Origin of the sequence: Tenacibaculum bernardetii (genome assembly GCF_029125915.1) — a bacterium.
GTDB lineage: Bacteria > Bacteroidota > Bacteroidia > Flavobacteriales > Flavobacteriaceae > Polaribacter > Polaribacter bernardetii.
This window is the reverse complement of sequence record NZ_JAQJCU010000001.1, coordinates 169,921-189,536: the sequence shown is the minus strand read 5'-3', so window position 1 is coordinate 189,536 and position 19,616 is coordinate 169,921. Positions and strand designations below refer to the sequence as shown.

The following is a 19,616-nucleotide window of genomic DNA, read 5'->3' as shown; positions in this document are numbered from 1 at the left end:
AATTGATTAAATAATTACTGGCTTATAGTTTTTATAATATTGCATTAAAATAAAAGAACAAATAACTGAAGAAGCAATTCCCTCAATAGCTAAAGCGAATACAACTAAACCAAGACTTAAATTTTGTCCCCAGAAAGCAGAATCTTCTAAAATATTTATAAGAGAAGGGTTTATGAAATCTACATAAAATATTAGGCCTATAATCGTAAATCCAACGGCAACAATAGAGGTTCCTATACCAACAGAAAAATTATTAAAATATAAAGATTCTTTATTTGCATTGATATTCGTTTTTATGGCATTGTTTATTCCCCAAAGAACAAAGGCAAAGTTTAAGAAACGTAATTCTGAAACATGATCTAAACCTAAAACTTTCATCAATAGAAAAAAGCCGACGATCCCTGCAAAAATTAATAAAGCATTGTTAATTATTATTTTAGTACTACTCATAACATGGTGTTTTAAATTAACATATGCTTAAAAATACAAAATAAATACATGAAAATCAACTAATTAAATAAAGGCTTCTTTTAGGATCGTAATTGGGTGTTTAGCAATGCGCTTGGTTCCGTCATAAATTTGATGGCGACAACTCGTTCCTGCTGCAGCAATTTCTGTTTCTATAGTGCAGTTTCTAATTTTTGGAAATAAGGTGTCTTCACCAACTTGCATACTTACTTTATAGTGTTCTTTTTCGTACCCAAAACTACCCGCCATACCACAACAACCAGTGTTCATGATAGTAACTTTGTAGTTCTTCGGGATATTTAACATCGTAAAACTAGCGTGTGTTGATGATAATGCCTTTTGATGACAATGCCCATGAATTTTAAGTTTCTTGCTTTTTAAAGTAAATAAAGAGGTGTTAATATTACCTTTTTTAATTTCAGAAGCTAGAAACTCTTCAATAGTAAAAACATTTTCAGCTATTTTTTCTGCGGATGATTTATCTTCAGCTAAACGAATATATTCATCTCTAAAAGTTAAAATAGCAGAAGGTTCTATTCCTATTAGTGGAGCTTCATCAGAAATTAAATCTTTAAAAATAGCAACATTTTTATTCGCCAATTCTTTGGCTTCTTTTAAAAATCCTTTAGAAATATGGCTACGACCGCTTTCTTCGTGTTTATTATATTTTACTTCGTATCCTAATTTTTTTAGAACTGTTACAGCGTCTTTACCAACTTCGGCATCGTAAAAATTAGTAAACTCATCGTTAAATAAATAAACAATTTTTTTAGAGGCCTTCTCGTCTGCGCTCGAAGTGGCAATTTGTTTTTTTAACCAACTATCTAAAGGCTGCTTTCCTAATTTAGGAACCGAGCGTTGTATGGCAACTCCCATTATTTTTTTAGCCAATAATGTATTGGTTAAAAAGTTTGTTATTGTAGGAACTTTACTTCCTAATTTATTATATTTTGCATTATTTGCAAATAAACTACTACGAAAAGAATAACCGTTGGTTTCTTGATATTGATATAAAAACTCAGCTTTCATAGAAGCTATATCAACATTACTTGGGCATTCTGTAGCACAAGCTTTACAACTTAAGCATAAGTCTAAGACTTGTTTTAATTCTTTAGAATCGAATTTGTTTTCGGCAGTATTATTTGTTAAAACTTCACGTAACATATTGGCTCTTGCTCGTGTAGTTTCTTTTTCATTTTTTGTAGCTCTGTAACTCGGACATAATGTTCCGCCAGCTTCAGGAGATTTACGGCAATCACCAGAACCGTTACATTTTTCAGCCAATTTTAAAATACCTTCACTTTCAGAAAAATCTTGTAATGTTTTTATAACAGGTTCTTTTCTGTCGATTTCATAACGTAAGTTTTTATCCATCGGAAAAGCATCTGTAATTTTTCCTTTGTTAAATACATTATTCGGATCGAAAGCTTTTTTTATTCGTCTTAATAATTCGTAGTTTTTATCGCCAATCATTAATGGAATAAACTCTGCACGTACAATTCCGTCACCATGTTCACCACTAAACGAACCTTTATATTTTTTTACAAGTTGGGCCGTTTCAGTTGTTATCTTCCTAAATAAAACAACATCTTCTTGCTTTTTTAAATTCAATATCGGGCGTAAGTGTAATTCCCCAGCTCCAGCATGTGCATAATACACGGCATCTTGCTGGTATTTATCCATTATTTGGGTAAACTCTTCAATATATTCTGGTAAGTCATTTAAAGCAACTGCAGTGTCTTCAATACAAGCAACGGCTTTCATATCTCCCACAATATTACCAAGTAAACCTAATCCGGCTTTTCTTAAATGATGCACTTTGGCAATGTCATTTCCATATACTTTCGGATAATGATACCCGAAGTTATTTGCTTTTAAATCTTTTATTAATTCGTCTGCTTGTGTTTCTGCTTCTTCAATAGTGTTTGCAGAAACCTCTAGCATTAAAACAGCTTCAGGATCGTCTTGTAAAAAGAAGCGATTTTTAGCTTGTTCTCTATTGTTTTTGGTGCAATCTAAAATTACTTTATCCATTAATTCACACGCATATAATTTGTGCTTCATAGCGGTTACGGTAGCTTTTAAGCTTTCATTTATACTCGTAAAATGCGGACAAACCATAATGCTATAAGTAGGTTGTAAGTCGTTTAAATGAATGGTGATTTCGGTTGAAAAAACTAAAGTTCCTTCACTACCAGATAAAAATTTAGCGGTATTAATAGTAGGTTCATTTCCACCGAATAAATCAGAGGTTAAAAACTCATCTACTGCATAACCTGTATTTCTACGATGAATTTCTGGCTTAGGAAATTCATTTATTATTTCTTGTTGAATTGCTTCTTGAGAAAGTTCTGTATAAATGGTTCTGTAAATAGTACCTTCTAAAGAGTTCTCTATTTTTTTTTGGTTGAATTCTTGCGAAGTAATTTCGGTAAAAAGAACATTACTTCCGTCAGATAATAATCCTTCGATAGCTAACACTTTATCGCGTGTAACTCCGTAACGAATAGAAGTGCTTCCTGATGAATTATTCCCCACCATACCGCCAATCATGCAGCGGTTAGAAGTTGAGGTGTTTGGGCCAAAAAATAATCCGAAAGGTTTTAAGAACCTGTTTAAATCATCTCGTATAATTCCTGGTTGAACAGTGATGGTTTTTTGCTGCTCATCAAAAGCTAAAATATTGGTAAAATGTTTAGAAACGTCAACAACAATTCCATCACCAACGCATTGACCTGCAAGTGAAGTTCCTGCAGCCCTCGGAATTAAAGTGATGTTGTTTTTTGTAGCAAAATCAATTAAAAGTTTAAGATCTTCACTATCCTTCGGATAAGCTACAGCTAGCGGAATTTTACGATAAACTGAAGCATCTGTGGCATATAGAGTTTTGTGTAAATCATCAAAAAATAATTCACCTTTTAAACTCTTTTCTAAATCTAGTAATTGTGTTGTTTTTGCCATTATCTAAGCACCTAAAAGGTTTACAATATTGTTTTTAAATAGTAGTATTTATCGTTCTCAATAACATGAACTTTGTTTACTACTATTTTATGTTTAAAAAAAGGAGCATTTAAAACCATAGTGTGATATTCTCCATTTTCTCCACAAATATCAATATTTAATTTCTTTTTTAAATCATTAATAGCGGTTTTATCAAGAGTTCTACCAATCCAATCGCTAGTTAAATCTTCTTTTTTTACTAATGAAAATATTACTGTAAAATCATTCGTAATTAATTCGTTTAGTATATAGATTCTTTCTTTTTTCCATAAAGGATTATATACTTTCATGCCAGATTTTAGCGAGCACTCTTCAATCCAATTAGTATGTCCATCGACTTCATCAATATCACCAGTAACTAAAGTATCAATCTTATAATTTTTTTTTAATTGTTGGATAGTATTTTCGTAACTTTCTTTTATCGGAGCTGTTACTGTTAGTAATAAGTGAGGAATGCCAATAGCTTTTACTTGTTTTTTTATCAAGTGAATTGGATGTGCTTTAAAGTCAGGGTTTTTAGGAGCAAAGGTTATTAAATGTGTAATTGTGTAACCTGCTTGTTGCGCTTTAAAAAAGGCCAAAGCACAATCTTTTCCTCCTGTCCATAAAACTGCTGTTCTATTATTTGTCATTATTCTATGGGTATATTTCTCTTAAAGCAAGTATCAAAACAAATAAAAGTATCGGTCCCTGCAACACCATTTATTAAATGAACATTATCGTACAATATTTTTTGTAAATGTTCATTGTCAGTAGCGTACACTAATATAAAAATAGCATAAATACCCGATACAAAATTACATTCGGTAATTTCTGGGATTTTTTTTAATTCATACATTACGTCTTTTGCAAAACGAGCTTCTCGTAAACGAATGCCAGTATAAGATTTTGTTTTGTAACCTAATTTGTTTTCCTCTAAAACAAATTCGGCATTTTTTATAACACCTTCAGCGGTAAGTTTTTTTATACGTTGGTGTACTAAAGAATTTGAAACTTTTAATTCTTTAGCTATTTGAGAGTATGCTTTACGAGCGTCTAACCGTAACTTTAATAATATCTGCTTGTCTATATAATCAAATTGATTTTTCAAAAGAATGATTTTGTTATATTCTATTAGTATGAGTTCAAATTATAAAAAACACCAACTTTTTTAAAGTTAAGCATTTATTTGAGCTAAACACTTTTCAATCGTTTTGTCTTGTGTATTTTCATACCAAGTTGTTAATTTAAACACAGATTCTCCTAAATGTTTTTCAAATAATAATTGATTAGAAGTTTCTTCATATTCTCGTTCGGCATCATCTGTACCTAAGTTTGAAGCGAAAATTCCTGCTGCACTTACGGGTAAGAAATCTTCATAAACCATTGGTTCAGTAGTTAAATAACCATCTTTTAATAATTGGTTTACGTCTGATTTTGTATGCGTTTTATCTTTTGATAAACTTTTTATTTTATCAGTAGTAAAGTAATGGAAATAGGCTAATTCTTCTGATTGTAGTTCTTGATAGGTGTCAGGGAATTTTTTAAAATTTTCTTTTAATAATTGGTTGTACTTTAAAGCATTTTCAGCATTTGGAGATCCACCAATTGTTTTACGTGTTTTATCTAATAACTCATTATATAAGTCTTGTCCTTTTTTGGTTAATGCCACACCGCGCTGTTCAATTTCTCCAAAACGAGCTTTATGTTCTCCTGTTTTTTCAGTTCCTGTTTTACCTTTAAAAGTTACTTTTTCAGTTAAAGCTTTAAAACTTGTTTGACGTAATAAAATTGGGCACTTTCTTGTTGGTGGTCCTTCTATAATATCTTTTGGAGTAATATTGCGAGCTTCCATAGAACTTTGCACCTTATCAATATCTAAAGTTCTTGGTGTTAGGTGATTGATGTGAGGGCCTTTAAAAGCAACCACATCAGCAATTAATCTGTGCTGACCTACTAATGCTTCGTACATTTCGTGATCTACTGTAGCAGTTTCATGCCAACGAAAAGTTTCTAGCGCTTCTTGAACAAAAGTATCGGCATCTTCTTTATTTAAACCATTTTCTTTTTCAGATTTGTCAATTAATTCCAGCGCTTTTATAGTGAAAATTTGACGGTTTTCTAAAATAGTTTCAATATTAGTACGCAGCTTATCATCATCAATTAGGTCTAAACGTAATAAAGAAGTGAAAATTCTAAAAGGAGCTTGGTTAAGTGCTGTGTTCTCTATAGCTCTAAACGCTGTTGAATGAACAGGAACACCAGCGGAAGCTAAATCATAATAGCCAAGAGGAAACATTCCCATAACTTTAAATAGGCGTCTCATTGTAAATAACTCATATGGTTTACCTAAGCGAATTGCTCCGTGGCGCTCCATATTTAAACGAGTAATTTCACCAGTACGTTCTAATTGCTCTTTTATTTCTTTAGATTCTGAAATAACATTGTTGTTAATTTCCTGAACTAAATCGAGTAGTTCACCGTAAAGAGGTACTTCATTTTTATACATATCAGACATCGTTTTAGAGAAGCGATTACGAATGTATTCGGGTGAGACAAATGTCTTTTCAGTCTTTAAACTTTGTACAGTATTTATTGATGACATAATTTGTTTAATTTTAACGCAAAATAAATAAATTTAATCTTTAATTTATGTTTTAAAAATTGATTTCACTTAATAGTGGTTGTTTATGTGTTGTTTTGGTTTTAAAAATGTGTTTATTTTAAAAGAAAAATAATTTTAATTAAAAAAGAGATTTTAAAAAATCAATTTGACTTTTTATAAAACAAGTACTCTTTAGACGATGAGATGAATAAATGTTTTTAAGATAAATTATGGTTTTTGCGATGAGAAAAAAACTTTATCTCTAATTAATTTTGTAGATAGAATTTTAGGAGGTAAAATATGAAGAAGGTTTGGAGTTTCTTGTAAAAACAAAAACATCCATTTTATACAAAATGGATGTTTTTTTATAGTTTACTTTTAATTAATTATTGATAGCATAACTTGCTGCTTTCCCTAATTCTGATAATTGACTCATTGTTGTATTAAAAACACCTAGTCCCCACTTGTGTAATTGTTTAGCCATAATGTAATAGTTTGTGTTAAAAATTTCCCTTAAACAAATTTACATGTTTTAATTGGTTGTTTTGCAGTGTTATAAGTCGTTTTGTGTAGTTGGTGTTAAATAATGTATAGTTGGTGTTTCTACAGTTGTTTTGTAAAACTTACTTCACTTTTTTGCTTTTAACATAAAAATTGTCATCAACTATAATTTCGTTAGAATTAATGCTAATAGTTAGCCATTTTTCAGTCGGATTTAACTGTTGTTTTTTATCATTAACAAAAATGTTTAAAGGCATATTAAAATCAGCAACAACACTATTCCAGCGATAAGAAAGCTTATTGTTCTCTATTTTATATTCAAAAACAGGAATTTTAACAGTACGTAAATATTGATCAAAAATGGTACTTAAATCAATTCCGGATTGTTGCGAAATATAGTTTTCAACTTGTTTAGTATTTACGGTTTTATGATAAAAAACAGTGTTTAATCCGCGTAAAATTTGTCGCCATTTTTCATCATCATTAATTAAGGTTCTAATGTTGTGTAGCATGTTGGCTCCTTTATAATACATGTCTCCAGAACCTTCACTATTTACATTGTATTGACCAATAATAGGAATATCGTTCTGAACACTTCTACGAGTTCCGATTACATATTCTTTTGATGCTTTTTTACCGTAGTAATAATCTAAAAATAAGTTTTCAGAATAGGCAGTAAAGCTTTCATGAATCCACATGTCAGCAATATCAATGTTGGTAATGTTGTTAGCAAACCACTCGTGTCCAGATTCGTGAATAATAATAAAATCGAATTTTAAACCCCAGCCTGTTCCTGATAAATCTCTACCTAAATATCCGTTCATATATTTGTTTCCGTAGGTAACAGAACTTTGGTGTTCCATTCCTAAATACGGAGCTTCTACAAGTTTAAATCCGTCTTCATAAAAAGGATATTTTCCAAACCAATGCTCAAAAGCTTTCATCATTTTTGGAGCATCTTTAAACTGCTTTTTTGCTTTTTCTAAATTATCACGCAATACGTAATAATCCATATCAAGCATTCCGTCCTCACCATTATATTTTTCAGAAAAATGTACATAGTCACCAATATTTACATTTACCCCGTAATTATTAATCGGATTATTTACAAACCAATGATAAGTAGTTGTATTGTCTTTATGTTGTTCTGTTTTACGTAATTTTCCGTTAGAAACATTCATTAAGTTTTTAGGAACACGTACGCTAATTGCCATGCTATCTACTTCGTCATACATGTGGTCTTTATTAGGCCACCAAACACTAGCGCCTAAACCTTGGCAAGAGGTAGCAGCAAAATGATTTCCGTTTTCATCTTTTTTCCATGAAAATCCGCCATCCCACGGAGCATTTTTTGCAACTTTCGGATGTCCCTCATAATACACATCTAACGAATTTATACTTCCAGTTTTCTGAATGTCTTTTAAATGAATAAAATGCGCATTTCCGTCGGTAACTACTTTTAATTTTTTTCCGTTCTGAATTACTTTTGTAATTTTTAAGGGAGCCTGCAAATCAATTTGTAAAACATTGTGAGGTTTTAAAACTTTATACTGTACCGTGTTTTTTCCGTTGATAAATTTTTTGTCAGGATTTACGGTAATATCTAAATGGTAGTAAGTTAAATTCCACCAAACTCTTTCTGGAGTTATAGATCCACGAAGTGAATCTTGTTTTGTAAATGTTTTAGTGTGTTCGAATAACGATGTTTGTGCTAATAAACTAAAACTAATTAGAAAAAATAAAATACTAAAAATTGATTTTTTACTCATAACGATTGTGTTCTTACAACGAGTTGCTAATATAAGTGTTTAAAGTCTTTTTTTATTATAGCGAACTTTAAGATATTTGTATAAAATTAAAAATTAATGTCGAAAGTAATATTAATAACAGGAGCTTCTTCTGGAATAGGAAAAGCAATTGCTACTTATTTACACGCTAAAAATTATACAGTTTACGGTACAAGTAGGAATCCTGCTAAAGTAAAAGTACCTTTTAATATGGTTGTTTTAGATGTTACGGATGCTAAAATAATTGATTCTGCAGTAAGTACAGTAATTGAAAAAGAAGGCAAAATAGATGTACTAATTAATAATGCAGGTAAGGGAATAACAGGATCGATAGAAGATACTCCTACTGATGAAATGCGTGCTAATTTTAATACTAATTTTTTCGGCGTTATAGATGTGGCTAAAGCTGTATTACCCCAAATGCGAAAGCAAAAATCGGGAACAATAATAAACGTTACTTCGATAGCAGGTTATATGGGATTACCTTTTAGAGGTATTTATTCAGCAAGTAAAGGTGCTTTAGAATTGGTAACGGAAGCTTTAAGTATGGAAGTTAAAAGTTTTGGAATTAAAGTAATAAATGTGGCGCCAGGAGATTTTGCAACCAATATTGCATCAGGAAGATTTCATACACCGGTTTATGAAAATTCAGCATATAAAGAGGCGTATACAGAGAATTTAGCTTTAATGGATGGTCATGTAAATTCAGGAATGGATCCGAAAGTGATGGCAAAAGTAATTCATCAAATTATAGAGAAAAAAAATCCTAATATTCATTATAAAATAGGCGGATTTATGGAGAAATTCTCAGTTGTTTTAAAACGAGTTTTACCAGATAAAGTTTATGAAAAGCTGTTGATGAACCATTATAAATTGTAAATTTGCAAGGCTTTAGAAAGCAGGATTTTAAATAAATTAGAACACAATCATATAATATATATAACATGAAATTTTTTATAGATACAGCTAACTTAGATCAGATTAAAGAAGCACAAGCTTTAGGTATTTTAGATGGTGTAACCACAAATCCGTCTTTAATGGCTAAGGAAGGAATTACAGGAGAAGTAAACATTATAAACCACTACAAAGCAATTTGCGAATTAGTAGAAGGTGATGTTTCTGCTGAGGTAATTTCAACAGATTTTGATGGAATGGTAAAAGAAGGGGAAGCTTTAGCTGCTTTAAATCCTCAAATCGTGGTAAAATTACCAATGATAAAAGACGGAATAAAAGCGTGTAAATATTTTTCATCAAAAGGAATTAAAACAAACGTAACGTTAGTGTTTTCTGCAGGTCAAGCTTTATTGGCAGCAAAAGCCGGCGCAACGTATGTTTCTCCGTTTATTGGGCGTTTAGATGATATTTCTACAGACGGATTAAATTTAATCTCAGAAATTCGTCAAATTTATGATAACTATATGTTCGAAACACAAATTTTAGCTGCATCTGTGCGTCATACAATGCATATTATTGATTGCGCTAAATTAGGTTCTGATGTAATGACAGGTCCTTTAAGTGCTATTGAAGGTTTGTTAAAGCACCCATTAACTGATATTGGTTTAGCAAAGTTTTTAGAAGATTATAAAAAAGGAAACTAGAAAATAGTTATTAGTGTTTAGTTGTTAGGACGAACTCATTGCTAAACACTAATAATTTAAAGGTTAAAAATAATTAGAAGCTATTTCCTGCTTTTCACTATATCTTTTTTATGAAAAATAAAAAAGGATGCCGTTTCAATCAGGGCTAACCTTGTTTAGTAGAAAATAACAAAATTAAGAATGGTTTTTAGTATTTAGTTTATTTTAGTTTTTGGCGCTCACTAATAACTAACTACTAAACACTAATAACTTTTAAATCTTAAAAAGATTTAAAGAATGTATCCAAAAAAAGAACTTGCTCAATTAGTTATTTCAGCCTGTAATCAATATAATATTGATACGGTTGTAATTTCTCCAGGTTCAAGAAACGCTCCGTTAACCATAGGGTTTTCAAATCATCCAGGGATAGAAACGTTAAGTGTTGTTGATGAGCGTTGTGCCGCTTTTTTTGCCATGGGAATAGCACAACAAAAGCGCAAGCCGGTGGCAATTATTTGTTCATCAGGTTCGGCGTTGTTAAATTATTATCCTGCGATAGCAGAAGCTTTTTATAGCAATATTCCGCTAATTGTAATTTCTGCGGATAGACCTAAACATTTAATTGATATTGGCGACGGACAAACCATTCGTCAAGAAAATGTGTTTGAAAATCATATTTTGTTTTCTGCAAATTTAGTAGAGGACGAAAATCAATTAGAAAAGAATACTGACTTAATAGTAGATGCATTGCAAACGGCGATTACTAAAAAAGGACCGGTACATGTTAATGTTCCTTTTAATGAACCGTTGTATGAAACGGTTGATGATTTAAAAGAATTTAATTTTCCGAACGTCATTGCGAACGAAGTAAAGCAATCTGTTAACTATCAAAAACTAGTTGAAATTTGGAATGCATCCACTAAAAAAATGATTTTAGTGGGAAGTAATTTTCCGGATGCTGAATTACAAAATATACTTAATAGGTTTGTTGAAGATGAATCAGTGTTGATTTTAACAGAAACAACTTCAAACTTATACCATCCAAAATTTATCAATGCGATTGATAAACTTATTTTTCCGCTAACTGAAACTGACTTTTTAGAATTACAACCCGATCTTCTAGTAACTCTAGGAGGAATGGTGATTTCTAAAAAAATAAAACAGTTTTTAAGAAAGCATCAACCAAAACAGCATTGGCATATTGATGAGTTAACGGCAATGGACACCTATCATTGTTTGTCTGATTTTATACAAGAAAAGCCTGTTGATTTTTTACAAAAAATAGAAGGTAAAAAAAACATTATAAAAAGTAACTATCAAAAAGATTGGTTAGTTGTAAATAAAGATAGAAACGCTAAACATGATCATTATTTAGCTGATTGCGAATATTCTGATTTAAAATCTTTTGAAGCTGTTTTAAAATTTATTCCTGATAATTATCAGGTGCAAATTAGCAATAGTTCGATAATTAGATATTCTCAACTGTTTAATTTAAACGCTACCTTGCACGTGTTTTGTAACAGAGGTACAAGTGGAATTGATGGAAGTACAAGTACAGCTGTAGGAGCTGCATTTGCAGATAAAGAACCTGCAGTTTTTATAACCGGAGATTTAAGTTTTTTTTACGATAGTAATGGCTTGTGGAATACTAATATTCCGAAAAACTTTAGGGTCATTATATTAAACAATGATGGAGGTGGGATTTTTAGAGTAATTCCCGGGCCTTTGTCAACCAATGCGGCAAGGTATTTCGAAACTCCGCATAGCTTAACTGCTGAGCATTTGGCAAAAATGTATAGTTTTAATTATATGGCTGTTTCTAATTTAGAAGAATTAAATATTGGGTTGAAGGATTTTTATAAAACATCAAATCATCCAAAAATAATGGAGATTTTTACTCCGAAAGAAATAAATGACGTAGTTTTAAAGAACTATTTTAAAAACTTATAAAATGGAATTAGAAGACGGATTACAAGAGGATTCACAAAATAGATTACAAGAAGGAGATCAGGTAAATTTAAAAATTATTGAACAAACTCCATTAGGATATACTGTTTTAATTGATGATGAATTTGAAGGTTTGTTATTTAATAACGAAGTGTATCAAGATATCGAAGAAGGTATGGAAACTTACGGTTATGTTAAAAACATCAGAGAAGACGGTAAGATTGATATTTCTTTACGACCTCAAGGTTTTAGAAATGTAATTGATACAGATGCAGATGTAATTCTTAGAAAGTTAGATGAAAAAGGTTTTTTAATGCTTACTGATAAAAGCTCTCCTGAATCAATTAAGTTTAGATTGCAAATGAGTAAAAAAGCTTTTAAAAGAGCTATTGGTGGTTTGTATAAGGATAAGAAAATTGTTTTAAAAGAAGATAGAATTGAGTTGTTAAAATAAGCAAACAAAGACAAAATAAAAACGGCGATTTAATTATTAAGTCGCCGTTTTTATTTTAGATATACTACTTTATTTATCGTCTTCTTTTTTCTCTTCATTATCATCCTCTTCAGGAAAATCTTCAATAATTTCTTCTTTAGGTTGACTTTCTTTAAGATCTGTTACACGTTTAATATTTTCATAAAAAGCATTCGCATTTGGGTCCGAAGGTTCCATTTTACCATAAGCAGCTTTGTAGTAAAACTCTGCTTTTTCGTAATCTTTTCCTTTTTCGTAATACTTTCCTACATAAAAATCACCAATATGAGAATCAGGATATTTAATCATTACAAAATCACCTAAAACACGCAAATAATCACCATCTAATTTATCAATAACAATTCCTTCAATGGCAAAAATATCATCTAAACGAACATTTAAATTCGATCCATATAAATATTGAATATCTAAATATTTTTGTTCAACATATTTTATAGCCTCTAAAGGACCTAGCTCCTTAATATTTGTCTCAAATTCGTTTTTAGTAATCTTAGCATATAGATAAAACATTTTCTCGAAAGCTCTTGGTATTGTTTCACCAATAACAGATAAATAGTTAGGTGCATTCGTGAATTTATCGAATGTAATATGCATGTTTTTAGCATTAAAAGAAGATAAGTAAGTTCCTATTTCGCTAAATCGATCGTTTTGTTTCGGATTTATATACTCTTTATTGTTACTAGCATAGATAAAATAAGAGTTGTCGATAGTTCCTAGTCTATCTAAAGAATATGATTGAATTCTGCTAGCGCTAAACTGTGTAAGTTCGGGCGTAATACAAAGATATGAGTTAAAAATTGGCTGCGCATCTTTTAAGAAATAAGTAACAAAATCGGCTGCTTTTCCTTGACCTGCAATGGTCATGAAAGGAGAAGTTCTGTAGTTTAATTCCATATGCGGAATCAATTCGTTCTTTATAAAATTTTGAAATTTTTCGGCAGTTGTCGTTAAAGCATTGTTTGAAGGAATAATAGAGATATCTTCATTGTAGGTATTGCTCATATTTATTCCAACAACTATTTGTCGTGGAGCTTTATCTGTATTAGCATATAATTTAGCATTACCCACATACATGTCAAAAAGATATTGATCACCTAAAACAATAGCTAAAGGATAACTAACAGTTTCATCATTATCGTAGTTTTCAGGAATGTAAATTTTTACAGATCTACCTTTCGTAAATTCGATAGAATTAATTTTTTCGGTAATTATTTTTTGCGAAAAAAGGCTGGTACTTAGTAATAAAGTAACTAAAAAATATAGTTGTTTCATAAGATTCGTATTATATCGTTCAAATATAGAAAAGAAAAACAAAGTTATTATGTTATTTTTGCTCTACTTACTAACGATAATATTTTAAAATTATGATACAACCTCAATGGAAAGTTGCCAAAGAGTATGAAGATATTACTTATAAAAAGTCGCACAATGTAGCGAGAATAGCATTTAACCGTCCAAATGTGCGTAATGCATTTCGTCCGCATACAACATCAGAATTGTTAGATGCTTTTCAGGATGCGCATGAAGATACGAATATAGGAGTGGTATTGTTATCTGCGGAAGGGCCTTCAACTAAAGACGGGATTTGGAGTTTCTGCTCTGGTGGAGATCAAAATGCACGCGGTGAAAAAGGATATGTAGGTAAAGACGGTTATCATCGTTTAAATATATTAGAAGTACAGCGATTAATTCGCTTTATGCCAAAAGCAGTAATTTGTGTGGTTCCGGGTTGGGCAGTTGGTGGCGGACATAGTTTACATGTTACTTGTGATTTAACTTTGGCAAGTAAAGAACACGCTATCTTTAAGCAAACCGATGCTGATGTAACTTCGTTTGATGCAGGATATGGATCGGCATATTTAGCAAAAATGGTAGGGCAGAAAAGAGCTCGTGAAATTTTCTTTTTAGGAAGAAATTATTCCGCGCAAGAAGCGTATGATATGGGAATGGTAAATGCGGTTGTACCTCATGACGAATTAGAGCAGACAGCTTTTGATTGGGCACAAGAGATTTTAGAAAAATCGCCAACATCTATAAAAATGTTGAAGTTTGCAATGAACTTAACAGATGACGGAATGGTAGGTCAGCAAGTATTTGCTGGTGAAGTTACACGTTTAGCATATATGACAGATGAGGCTAAAGAAGGTAGGGATGCATTTCTTGAAAAAAGAAAACCAAACTTTCCAAAAACTTGGATTCCATAGAGCGGAGTATTTAGTTTGCTATCGCAACGAAGTGGAATGAAATAATCTATGTAAAAGATTGCTTCATTTTATTCGCAATGACGTTCTAGCTTAAAAATTAATCATGTCATTACAAGGAAGTATGACGAAGTAATCTTATGGTTAGATTGCTTCATTTTATTCGAATAGACACCTTTATTTTAAATATGAAAATAATTTGTATTGGGCGTAATTACGCCAAGCATATCGAAGAATTAGCAAATGAAAAACCAGAAAATCCTGTTGTTTTTCTGAAGCCAGATTCAGCAATCCTTCCGAAGAAAATGCCTTTTTTTATTCCGCCTTTTTCTAATGATATTCATTATGAAGTGGAGATTTTGGTGAAAATAAATAAAGTAGGAAAACATATTTCTCCTAAATTCGCTCATAAATATTATGACGAAATAGGATTGGGAATCGATTTTACGGCACGAGACGTGCAAGCAAAATGTAAAGAAAAAGGATTGCCTTGGGAAAAAGCAAAAGCTTTTGATGGTAGTGCCGTTATTGGAACATTTTATCCGAAAGAAGATTTTAACTTAGATAATTTTTCTTTTCAGTTACATAAAAACGAGGAGGTAGTTCAGGATGGAAATTCAGCATCGATGTTATGGAAAATAGATGAATTGATTAGTTATGTGTCGCAATATTTTACCTTAAAAAAAGGAGATGTTATTTTTACGGGAACACCAGCAGGAGTTGGCGCTGTAAAAGAAAATGACATTTTAACTGGTGTTATTGAAGGTAAACAAGCTTTTGAAATTAAAATAAAATAATTATAAATTCCGCTTTTGCGGGATTTTTTTTAATAAGCATATGAACGCAGAAATAATAACAATTGGAGATGAGATTCTTATAGGTCAAATTGTGGATACAAATTCACAATGGATTGGGCAGGAATTAAATAAAATAGGCGTTTCAGTATACCAAATAACCTCTATTCAAGATGAAAAGCAACATATTTTAAATGCTTTAAAAGAAGCAGAAAGTAGAGCAGATATCGTAATTATAACAGGAGGCCTTGGCCCGACAAAAGATGATATCACTAAAAAAACAATTGCCGAATATTTTAAAGACGATGAGGTTGTTGAGTATCAGGAGGTAATTGAACATATAAAAAGTTTATTCAAAAAAATAAAGCACCCTTTTAACGAAGTGCAAAGATACCAGGCACAGTTGCCATCTAAGGCAACTTTATTAATGAACTATTTCGGTACCGCGCCAGGTATGTGGTTTTATGAAAATAATACTGTTTTTGTTTCATTGCCAGGCGTGCCTTATGAGATGAAAGGATTAATTACGAATGCGGTATTGCCTAAAATTCAAGAAAAATTTAAATTACCATTTATATCGCACACAACAATAATGACGGTTGGTGTTGGTGAAAGTGTTATTGCCGAAAGAATTGAAGCGTGGGAAAATAACTTACCTGCACACATTAAATTAGCGTATTTGCCATCGTTTGGTAAAGTAAGATTGCGAATTTCAGCAAAAGGAGCTGATAAAGAATTTATAGAAAAAGAAGTCGCAAAAAGTGTTTTTGAGCTAAGTGCCTTAATTTCTGACGTTATTGTTGGTTATGATGAAGAAGCATCTATAGAAAGTAGTGTAGGTGGTTTGTTAAAGAAATTCAATAAAACGGTAAGTGTTGCTGAGAGTTTAACAGGTGGTAGAATAGGAGCTGATTTAGTTTCTGTAGCAGGATCTTCTGCTTATTTTAAAGGAGGTTTTATTACCTATACTGCGGCATTAAAAGAGCAATTACTAGGAGTGCCAATGCAATTAATTGAAGAATTTACAGTTGTAAGTAAAGAGGTTGCTAAAGAAATGGCAATTGGTTGTTTAGAGCAGTTAAAAACGGATTATGCCATTGCGGTAACAGGAAACGCTGGGCCTACTACAGATAATAACAATAAGAATGTAGGGTTGGTTTATATTGCTATTGCCGAAAAAAATAATGTAGAAGTATATGAGTTTGATTTTGGGCAACCGCGAGAGAAAGTATTAAATAGAACAGTTACAAAAGCACTAGAGTTGTTGCGAGAAAATGTTTTAAAAAATAATTAAAGCGTTGTTTTTAAGTGTCTTGCTATTAATACAAAGATCTTTCTATAATAGTCTTCAAATATTTAAAAATATAAGTTATATTTATTAAAATAATTTGTAAATTTGCCGACTGTTACGATTCCGATGGGCTAGATGCTTAGCTTCAGTTAGAATATATCAAAAATAATAAGAATTTAAATGAGTTTTTTTTGCGCAATCAATATAAATGCGTAAATTTGCACCTCGTTTAGAAATAATACTAAAAACTGTCAAGAAGATGTCTAGAGTTTGTGAACTTACAGGAAAAAAAGCTATGGTTGGGAACAATGTTTCTCACGCATTAAATAGAACTAAAAGAAAATTTAACGCTAATTTAATGACTAAGCGTTTTTATATACCAGAAGAAGATAAATGGATTACTTTAAAAGTATCTGCTTCTGCATTAAAAAATATTAATAAAAAAGGAATCTCTGCAGTAATTAAAGATGCTAGAGTAAACGGTTTCTTAACTAAGTAATTCCTTACTAGATAAAATTTTACAGAGATGGCAAAAAAAGGAAACAGAGTTCAGGTTATTTTAGAATGTACTGAACACAAAGCAACTGGTAAACCAGGAACTTCACGTTATATTACTACAAAGAACAAAAAGAACACTCCAGATAGAATGGAATTAAAGAAATTTAATTCTATCTTAAAGAAGATGACAGTTCATAAAGAAATTAAATAATTATAAGTTTTTTTAAACTTTAAATAACCCATATAACATGGCAAAGAAATCAGTAGCATCGTTACAAACAGGCGCAAAAAGGTTAACTAAAGCGATTAAAATGGTAAAATCTCCAAAAACAGGAGCTTACACATTTGTTGAAGCTATTATGGATCCTGCAAAAGTAAATGATTTTATCGCGAAAAATTAATACTTTTACTACAAAATAAACAAAAGCTACTTTCATTAGAGAGTAGCTTTTTTTTTGTGCTAAAAAACTGTATTTTTGAGCGTTACCCTTCGGGTCAGGCTTTTGGCAGTCGCTCTCTGCGAGGAGCTTCAACAATGCCGCAATCCTTAACGCGAAAGTAATCGTGTAATGACAATTTGACTATATAATAAGTTTGGTATAGTTTTTAACCTATATAAACGATTATAAAATTTAACTATGAGTTTTTTTAAGAAAATCTTCTCAAAAGAGAAAAAAGAAACATTAGACAAAGGATTAGAGAAAACAAAATCTAGTTTTTTCTCTAAACTATCTAAAGCTGTTGCCGGAAAAACAACAGTAGATGATGATGTTTTAGATAATTTAGAAGAAGTATTAGTCTCTTCTGATGTTGGTGTAGATACTACGTTAAAAATTATCGAAAGAATTGAAACTAGGGTTGCTAAAGATAAATACGTAGGAACAGAAGAGTTAAATCAGATTTTAAGAGAAGAAATTGCAGGTTTACTTTCTGAGACAAACACAAAAGACGATACCGAATTTACCGTTCCAGCAAACACAAAGCCATATGTAATAATGGTGGTGGGAGTAAACGGAGCAGGTAAAACAACTACGATTGGTAAATTAGCATCTCAGTTTAAAAAGCAAGGATTAAAAGTTGTTCTTGGAGCAGCAGATACGTTTAGAGCGGCTGCAATAGATCAATTACAGGTTTGGGCAGATAGAACAGATGTTCCTATAATTCGTCAAGAAATGGGTTCTGATCCTGCTTCTGTAGCGTTTGATACGGTAAAGTCGGGTGTAAATCAAGATGCAGATGTAATAATTATAGATACCGCAGGTCGTTTACACAATAAAGTTAATTTAATGAATGAGTTAACGAAGATTAAACGTGTAATGCAAAAGGTGATTCCAGATGCACCACATGATGTTTTATTGGTTTTAGACGGTTCTACGGGTCAAAATGCTTTTGAACAAGCAAAACAGTTTACCAAAGCAACAGAAGTTACTTCTTTGGCAGTTACCAAATTAGATGGAACAGCAAAAGGAGGTGTTGTAATTGGTATTTCAGATCAATTTAAAATACCCGTAAAATATATCGGAGTAGGAGAAGGAATAGACGATTTACAAGTGTTTAATAAATACGAGTTTGTAGATTCTTTTTTTAAATAGGTGTCATGATAATAGAACAAAAAAAACTCCTTTCAAGGAGTTTTTTTGTTTTAAGCTTAATAATCTACAGTTAAAAGACTTTTATAGTTAAGCGTAGCATTACTCTTACGGATTCTAAATAAGATTTTTGTATATTAGTTGCAGTAGTGTTTTCTAATAATTTTTGTTTCATTTCATTTGATGCTCCAAAGAAATTTGCACCTATATCAAACCCATAATAATCATTTCCAACTCCAAAACCAGTGGCGTATTGTGCATGTTTAATTATTTCTTTATTTTGTAAAAAAATAGATTTTGTTCTACCAAGTTGTCCAAAGAAATAGAAATCAGAATTTAGATTTGGCTTTAATTGAGTTTCAAAGAAATAACCTTTATGGTTTATATTTTCTCCAAAATAGTACTTGTCATAACCAGTAGAGTTTATTCCGCCTGAAATTATAATACCAGGTGTTAAATAATAATCTAGTTTAATTTCTCCACCGCCATTATTTTGTATAAAATCTATTTCACATCCTGCGCATATAGGTACAGCTTTACCGTCAACCAAAATTCTTTTACCATTTTCATCCTTTTTATCACCACTAACGAGTATATTCCATCCAAAAATAAAAACATTACCTATGGAGGGTAATACTTCTCCTTTTAAAGCAAATGATAGGTTCATTTTTCTCATTAGCAAATTAAGTGTTGTTTCTTCTTTGTTTTTTTTGGGGTAGGAATACTTTTTACTTTGAGCTTTTAAATTTAATGTGATAATACTAAAGACTGTTACGAGTAGTATTTTTTTCATAGTTTTTTTGTTTTACTTAAGAATTTTAATCAATGTTTGTGCCGTTTATTTTAGATTTTCTTATTTTTTAATGTTAATTAGTTGTGTTTTTAT

19 protein-coding genes are annotated in these 19,616 nt (G+C 31.2%); 11 read left to right on the top strand and 8 right to left on the bottom strand.

What is annotated here, in order from left to right; genetic code table 11:
• Nucleotides 1–6: 6 nt before the first annotated feature.
• The 6 genes from P2G10_RS00855 to P2G10_RS00830 all read right to left on the bottom strand — a co-directional run bounded on the left by P2G10_RS00855 (nucleotide 7) and on the right by P2G10_RS00830 (nucleotide 8,322).
• Nucleotides 7–450: a hypothetical protein gene (locus P2G10_RS00855; protein WP_275314848.1), complete on the bottom strand. Its 444-nt coding sequence runs from the start codon at nucleotides 448–450 to the stop codon at nucleotides 7–9.
• Between the two features lie 63 nt (nucleotides 451–513).
• Complete coding sequence (locus tag P2G10_RS00850; protein WP_275314847.1) at nucleotides 514–3,429, bottom strand: FAD-binding and (Fe-S)-binding domain-containing protein; 2,916 nt, start codon at nucleotides 3,427–3,429, stop codon at nucleotides 514–516.
• A gap of 20 nt (nucleotides 3,430–3,449) precedes the next feature.
• Complete coding sequence (locus P2G10_RS00845) at nucleotides 3,450–4,100, bottom strand: Dph6-related ATP pyrophosphatase (RefSeq protein WP_218773082.1); 651 nt, start codon at nucleotides 4,098–4,100, stop codon at nucleotides 3,450–3,452.
• Nucleotides 4,100–4,558, bottom strand: coding sequence for an Lrp/AsnC family transcriptional regulator (locus tag P2G10_RS00840; protein WP_255554307.1), 459 nt, complete (start codon nucleotides 4,556–4,558; stop codon nucleotides 4,100–4,102). The genes P2G10_RS00845 and P2G10_RS00840 overlap by 1 nt, the downstream gene beginning before the upstream one ends.
• Nucleotides 4,559–4,624: 66 nt before the next feature.
• Entirely contained in the window at nucleotides 4,625–6,052 is a 1,428-nt protein-coding gene (gene hglS, locus P2G10_RS00835) for a 2-oxoadipate dioxygenase/decarboxylase HglS (protein WP_275314846.1), read from the bottom strand.
• A 623-nt stretch (nucleotides 6,053–6,675) separates the two neighbouring features.
• A complete protein-coding gene (locus tag P2G10_RS00830) occupies nucleotides 6,676–8,322 on the bottom strand; it encodes a M1 family metallopeptidase (protein ID WP_275314845.1) in 1,647 nt (548 codons plus the stop codon).
• Nucleotides 8,323–8,418: 96 nt separating this feature from the next.
• On the opposite strand from P2G10_RS00830, the gene P2G10_RS00825 reads away from it, so the two are divergent.
• The 4 genes from P2G10_RS00825 to P2G10_RS00810 all read left to right on the top strand — a co-directional run bounded on the left by P2G10_RS00825 (nucleotide 8,419) and on the right by P2G10_RS00810 (nucleotide 12,318).
• A complete protein-coding gene (locus P2G10_RS00825) occupies nucleotides 8,419–9,219 on the top strand; it encodes an SDR family oxidoreductase (RefSeq protein ID WP_275314843.1) in 801 nt (266 codons plus the stop codon).
• A 65-nt stretch (nucleotides 9,220–9,284) separates the two neighbouring features.
• Complete coding sequence (fsa, locus tag P2G10_RS00820; RefSeq protein WP_218773078.1) at nucleotides 9,285–9,938, top strand: fructose-6-phosphate aldolase; 654 nt, start codon at nucleotides 9,285–9,287, stop codon at nucleotides 9,936–9,938.
• A 276-nt stretch (nucleotides 9,939–10,214) separates the two neighbouring features.
• Nucleotides 10,215–11,867 (top strand): 2-succinyl-5-enolpyruvyl-6-hydroxy-3-cyclohexene-1-carboxylic-acid synthase, encoded by a 1,653-nt coding sequence (gene menD, locus P2G10_RS00815; RefSeq protein WP_275314842.1) that lies wholly within the window; start codon nucleotides 10,215–10,217, stop codon nucleotides 11,865–11,867.
• Nucleotide 11,868: 1 nt separating this feature from the next.
• Nucleotides 11,869–12,318, top strand: coding sequence for a S1 RNA-binding domain-containing protein (locus tag P2G10_RS00810; protein ID WP_218773076.1), 450 nt, complete (start codon nucleotides 11,869–11,871; stop codon nucleotides 12,316–12,318).
• 69 nt (nucleotides 12,319–12,387) lie between these two features.
• Here P2G10_RS00810 and P2G10_RS00805 read toward each other — a convergent pair whose 3' ends face one another.
• On the bottom strand, nucleotides 12,388–13,629 hold the full coding sequence (locus P2G10_RS00805; protein WP_275314839.1) for an alpha/beta hydrolase-fold protein: 1,242 nt from the start codon (nucleotides 13,627–13,629) through the stop codon (nucleotides 12,388–12,390).
• A gap of 92 nt (nucleotides 13,630–13,721) precedes the next feature.
• Here P2G10_RS00805 and P2G10_RS00800 point away from each other — a divergent pair, with 92 nt between their 5' ends.
• The 7 genes from P2G10_RS00800 (at nucleotide 13,722) to ftsY (ending at nucleotide 18,733) form a co-directional block, all read left to right on the top strand.
• Nucleotides 13,722–14,561 (top strand): 1,4-dihydroxy-2-naphthoyl-CoA synthase, encoded by an 840-nt coding sequence (locus P2G10_RS00800; protein ID WP_218773074.1) that lies wholly within the window; start codon nucleotides 13,722–13,724, stop codon nucleotides 14,559–14,561.
• A gap of 185 nt (nucleotides 14,562–14,746) precedes the next feature.
• Nucleotides 14,747–15,355, top strand: coding sequence for a fumarylacetoacetate hydrolase family protein (locus P2G10_RS00795; protein ID WP_275314836.1), 609 nt, complete (start codon nucleotides 14,747–14,749; stop codon nucleotides 15,353–15,355).
• 40 nt (nucleotides 15,356–15,395) lie between these two features.
• Nucleotides 15,396–16,646, top strand: a complete 1,251-nt coding sequence (locus P2G10_RS00790; RefSeq protein WP_275314834.1) for a competence/damage-inducible protein A — start codon at nucleotides 15,396–15,398, stop codon at nucleotides 16,644–16,646.
• Nucleotides 16,647–16,902: 256 nt separating this feature from the next.
• Nucleotides 16,903–17,142: a 50S ribosomal protein L28 gene (gene rpmB / locus P2G10_RS00785; protein ID WP_218773071.1), complete on the top strand. Its 240-nt coding sequence runs from the start codon at nucleotides 16,903–16,905 to the stop codon at nucleotides 17,140–17,142.
• Between the two features lie 27 nt (nucleotides 17,143–17,169).
• A complete protein-coding gene (gene rpmG, locus P2G10_RS00780; protein ID WP_028887391.1) occupies nucleotides 17,170–17,352 on the top strand; it encodes a 50S ribosomal protein L33 in 183 nt (60 codons plus the stop codon).
• 37 nt (nucleotides 17,353–17,389) lie between these two features.
• Complete coding sequence (locus tag P2G10_RS00775; RefSeq protein ID WP_218773070.1) at nucleotides 17,390–17,542, top strand: DUF4295 domain-containing protein; 153 nt, start codon at nucleotides 17,390–17,392, stop codon at nucleotides 17,540–17,542.
• A 237-nt stretch (nucleotides 17,543–17,779) separates the two neighbouring features.
• Nucleotides 17,780–18,733 (top strand): signal recognition particle-docking protein FtsY, encoded by a 954-nt coding sequence (gene ftsY / locus P2G10_RS00770; protein ID WP_218773069.1) that lies wholly within the window; start codon nucleotides 17,780–17,782, stop codon nucleotides 18,731–18,733.
• Between the two features lie 70 nt (nucleotides 18,734–18,803).
• Here ftsY and P2G10_RS00765 read toward each other — a convergent pair whose 3' ends face one another.
• A complete protein-coding gene (locus tag P2G10_RS00765) occupies nucleotides 18,804–19,523 on the bottom strand; it encodes a hypothetical protein (protein ID WP_275314827.1) in 720 nt (239 codons plus the stop codon).
• Nucleotides 19,524–19,616 lie beyond the last annotated feature (93 nt).

Coding starts and splice junctions, on each gene's coding strand:
- P2G10_RS00855 (WP_275314848.1), bottom strand. CDS start 450: ATGAGTAGTACTAAAATAATAATTAACAATGCTTTATTAATTTTTGCA.
- P2G10_RS00850 (WP_275314847.1), bottom strand. CDS start 3,429: ATGGCAAAAACAACACAATTACTAGATTTAGAAAAGAGTTTAAAAGGT.
- P2G10_RS00845 (WP_218773082.1), bottom strand. CDS start 4,100: ATGACAAATAATAGAACAGCAGTTTTATGGACAGGAGGAAAAGATTGT.
- hglS (WP_275314846.1), bottom strand. CDS start 6,052: ATGTCATCAATAAATACTGTACAAAGTTTAAAGACTGAAAAGACATTT.
- P2G10_RS00830 (WP_275314845.1), bottom strand. CDS start 8,322: ATGAGTAAAAAATCAATTTTTAGTATTTTATTTTTTCTAATTAGTTTT.
- P2G10_RS00825 (WP_275314843.1), top strand. CDS start 8,419: ATGTCGAAAGTAATATTAATAACAGGAGCTTCTTCTGGAATAGGAAAA.
- fsa (WP_218773078.1), top strand. CDS start 9,285: ATGAAATTTTTTATAGATACAGCTAACTTAGATCAGATTAAAGAAGCA.
- menD (WP_275314842.1), top strand. CDS start 10,215: ATGTATCCAAAAAAAGAACTTGCTCAATTAGTTATTTCAGCCTGTAAT.
- P2G10_RS00810 (WP_218773076.1), top strand. CDS start 11,869: ATGGAATTAGAAGACGGATTACAAGAGGATTCACAAAATAGATTACAA.
- P2G10_RS00805 (WP_275314839.1), bottom strand. CDS start 13,629: ATGAAACAACTATATTTTTTAGTTACTTTATTACTAAGTACCAGCCTT.
- P2G10_RS00800 (WP_218773074.1), top strand. CDS start 13,722: ATGATACAACCTCAATGGAAAGTTGCCAAAGAGTATGAAGATATTACT.
- P2G10_RS00795 (WP_275314836.1), top strand. CDS start 14,747: ATGAAAATAATTTGTATTGGGCGTAATTACGCCAAGCATATCGAAGAA.
- P2G10_RS00790 (WP_275314834.1), top strand. CDS start 15,396: ATGAACGCAGAAATAATAACAATTGGAGATGAGATTCTTATAGGTCAA.
- rpmB (WP_218773071.1), top strand. CDS start 16,903: ATGTCTAGAGTTTGTGAACTTACAGGAAAAAAAGCTATGGTTGGGAAC.
- rpmG (WP_028887391.1), top strand. CDS start 17,170: ATGGCAAAAAAAGGAAACAGAGTTCAGGTTATTTTAGAATGTACTGAA.
- P2G10_RS00775 (WP_218773070.1), top strand. CDS start 17,390: ATGGCAAAGAAATCAGTAGCATCGTTACAAACAGGCGCAAAAAGGTTA.
- ftsY (WP_218773069.1), top strand. CDS start 17,780: ATGAGTTTTTTTAAGAAAATCTTCTCAAAAGAGAAAAAAGAAACATTA.
- P2G10_RS00765 (WP_275314827.1), bottom strand. CDS start 19,523: ATGAAAAAAATACTACTCGTAACAGTCTTTAGTATTATCACATTAAAT.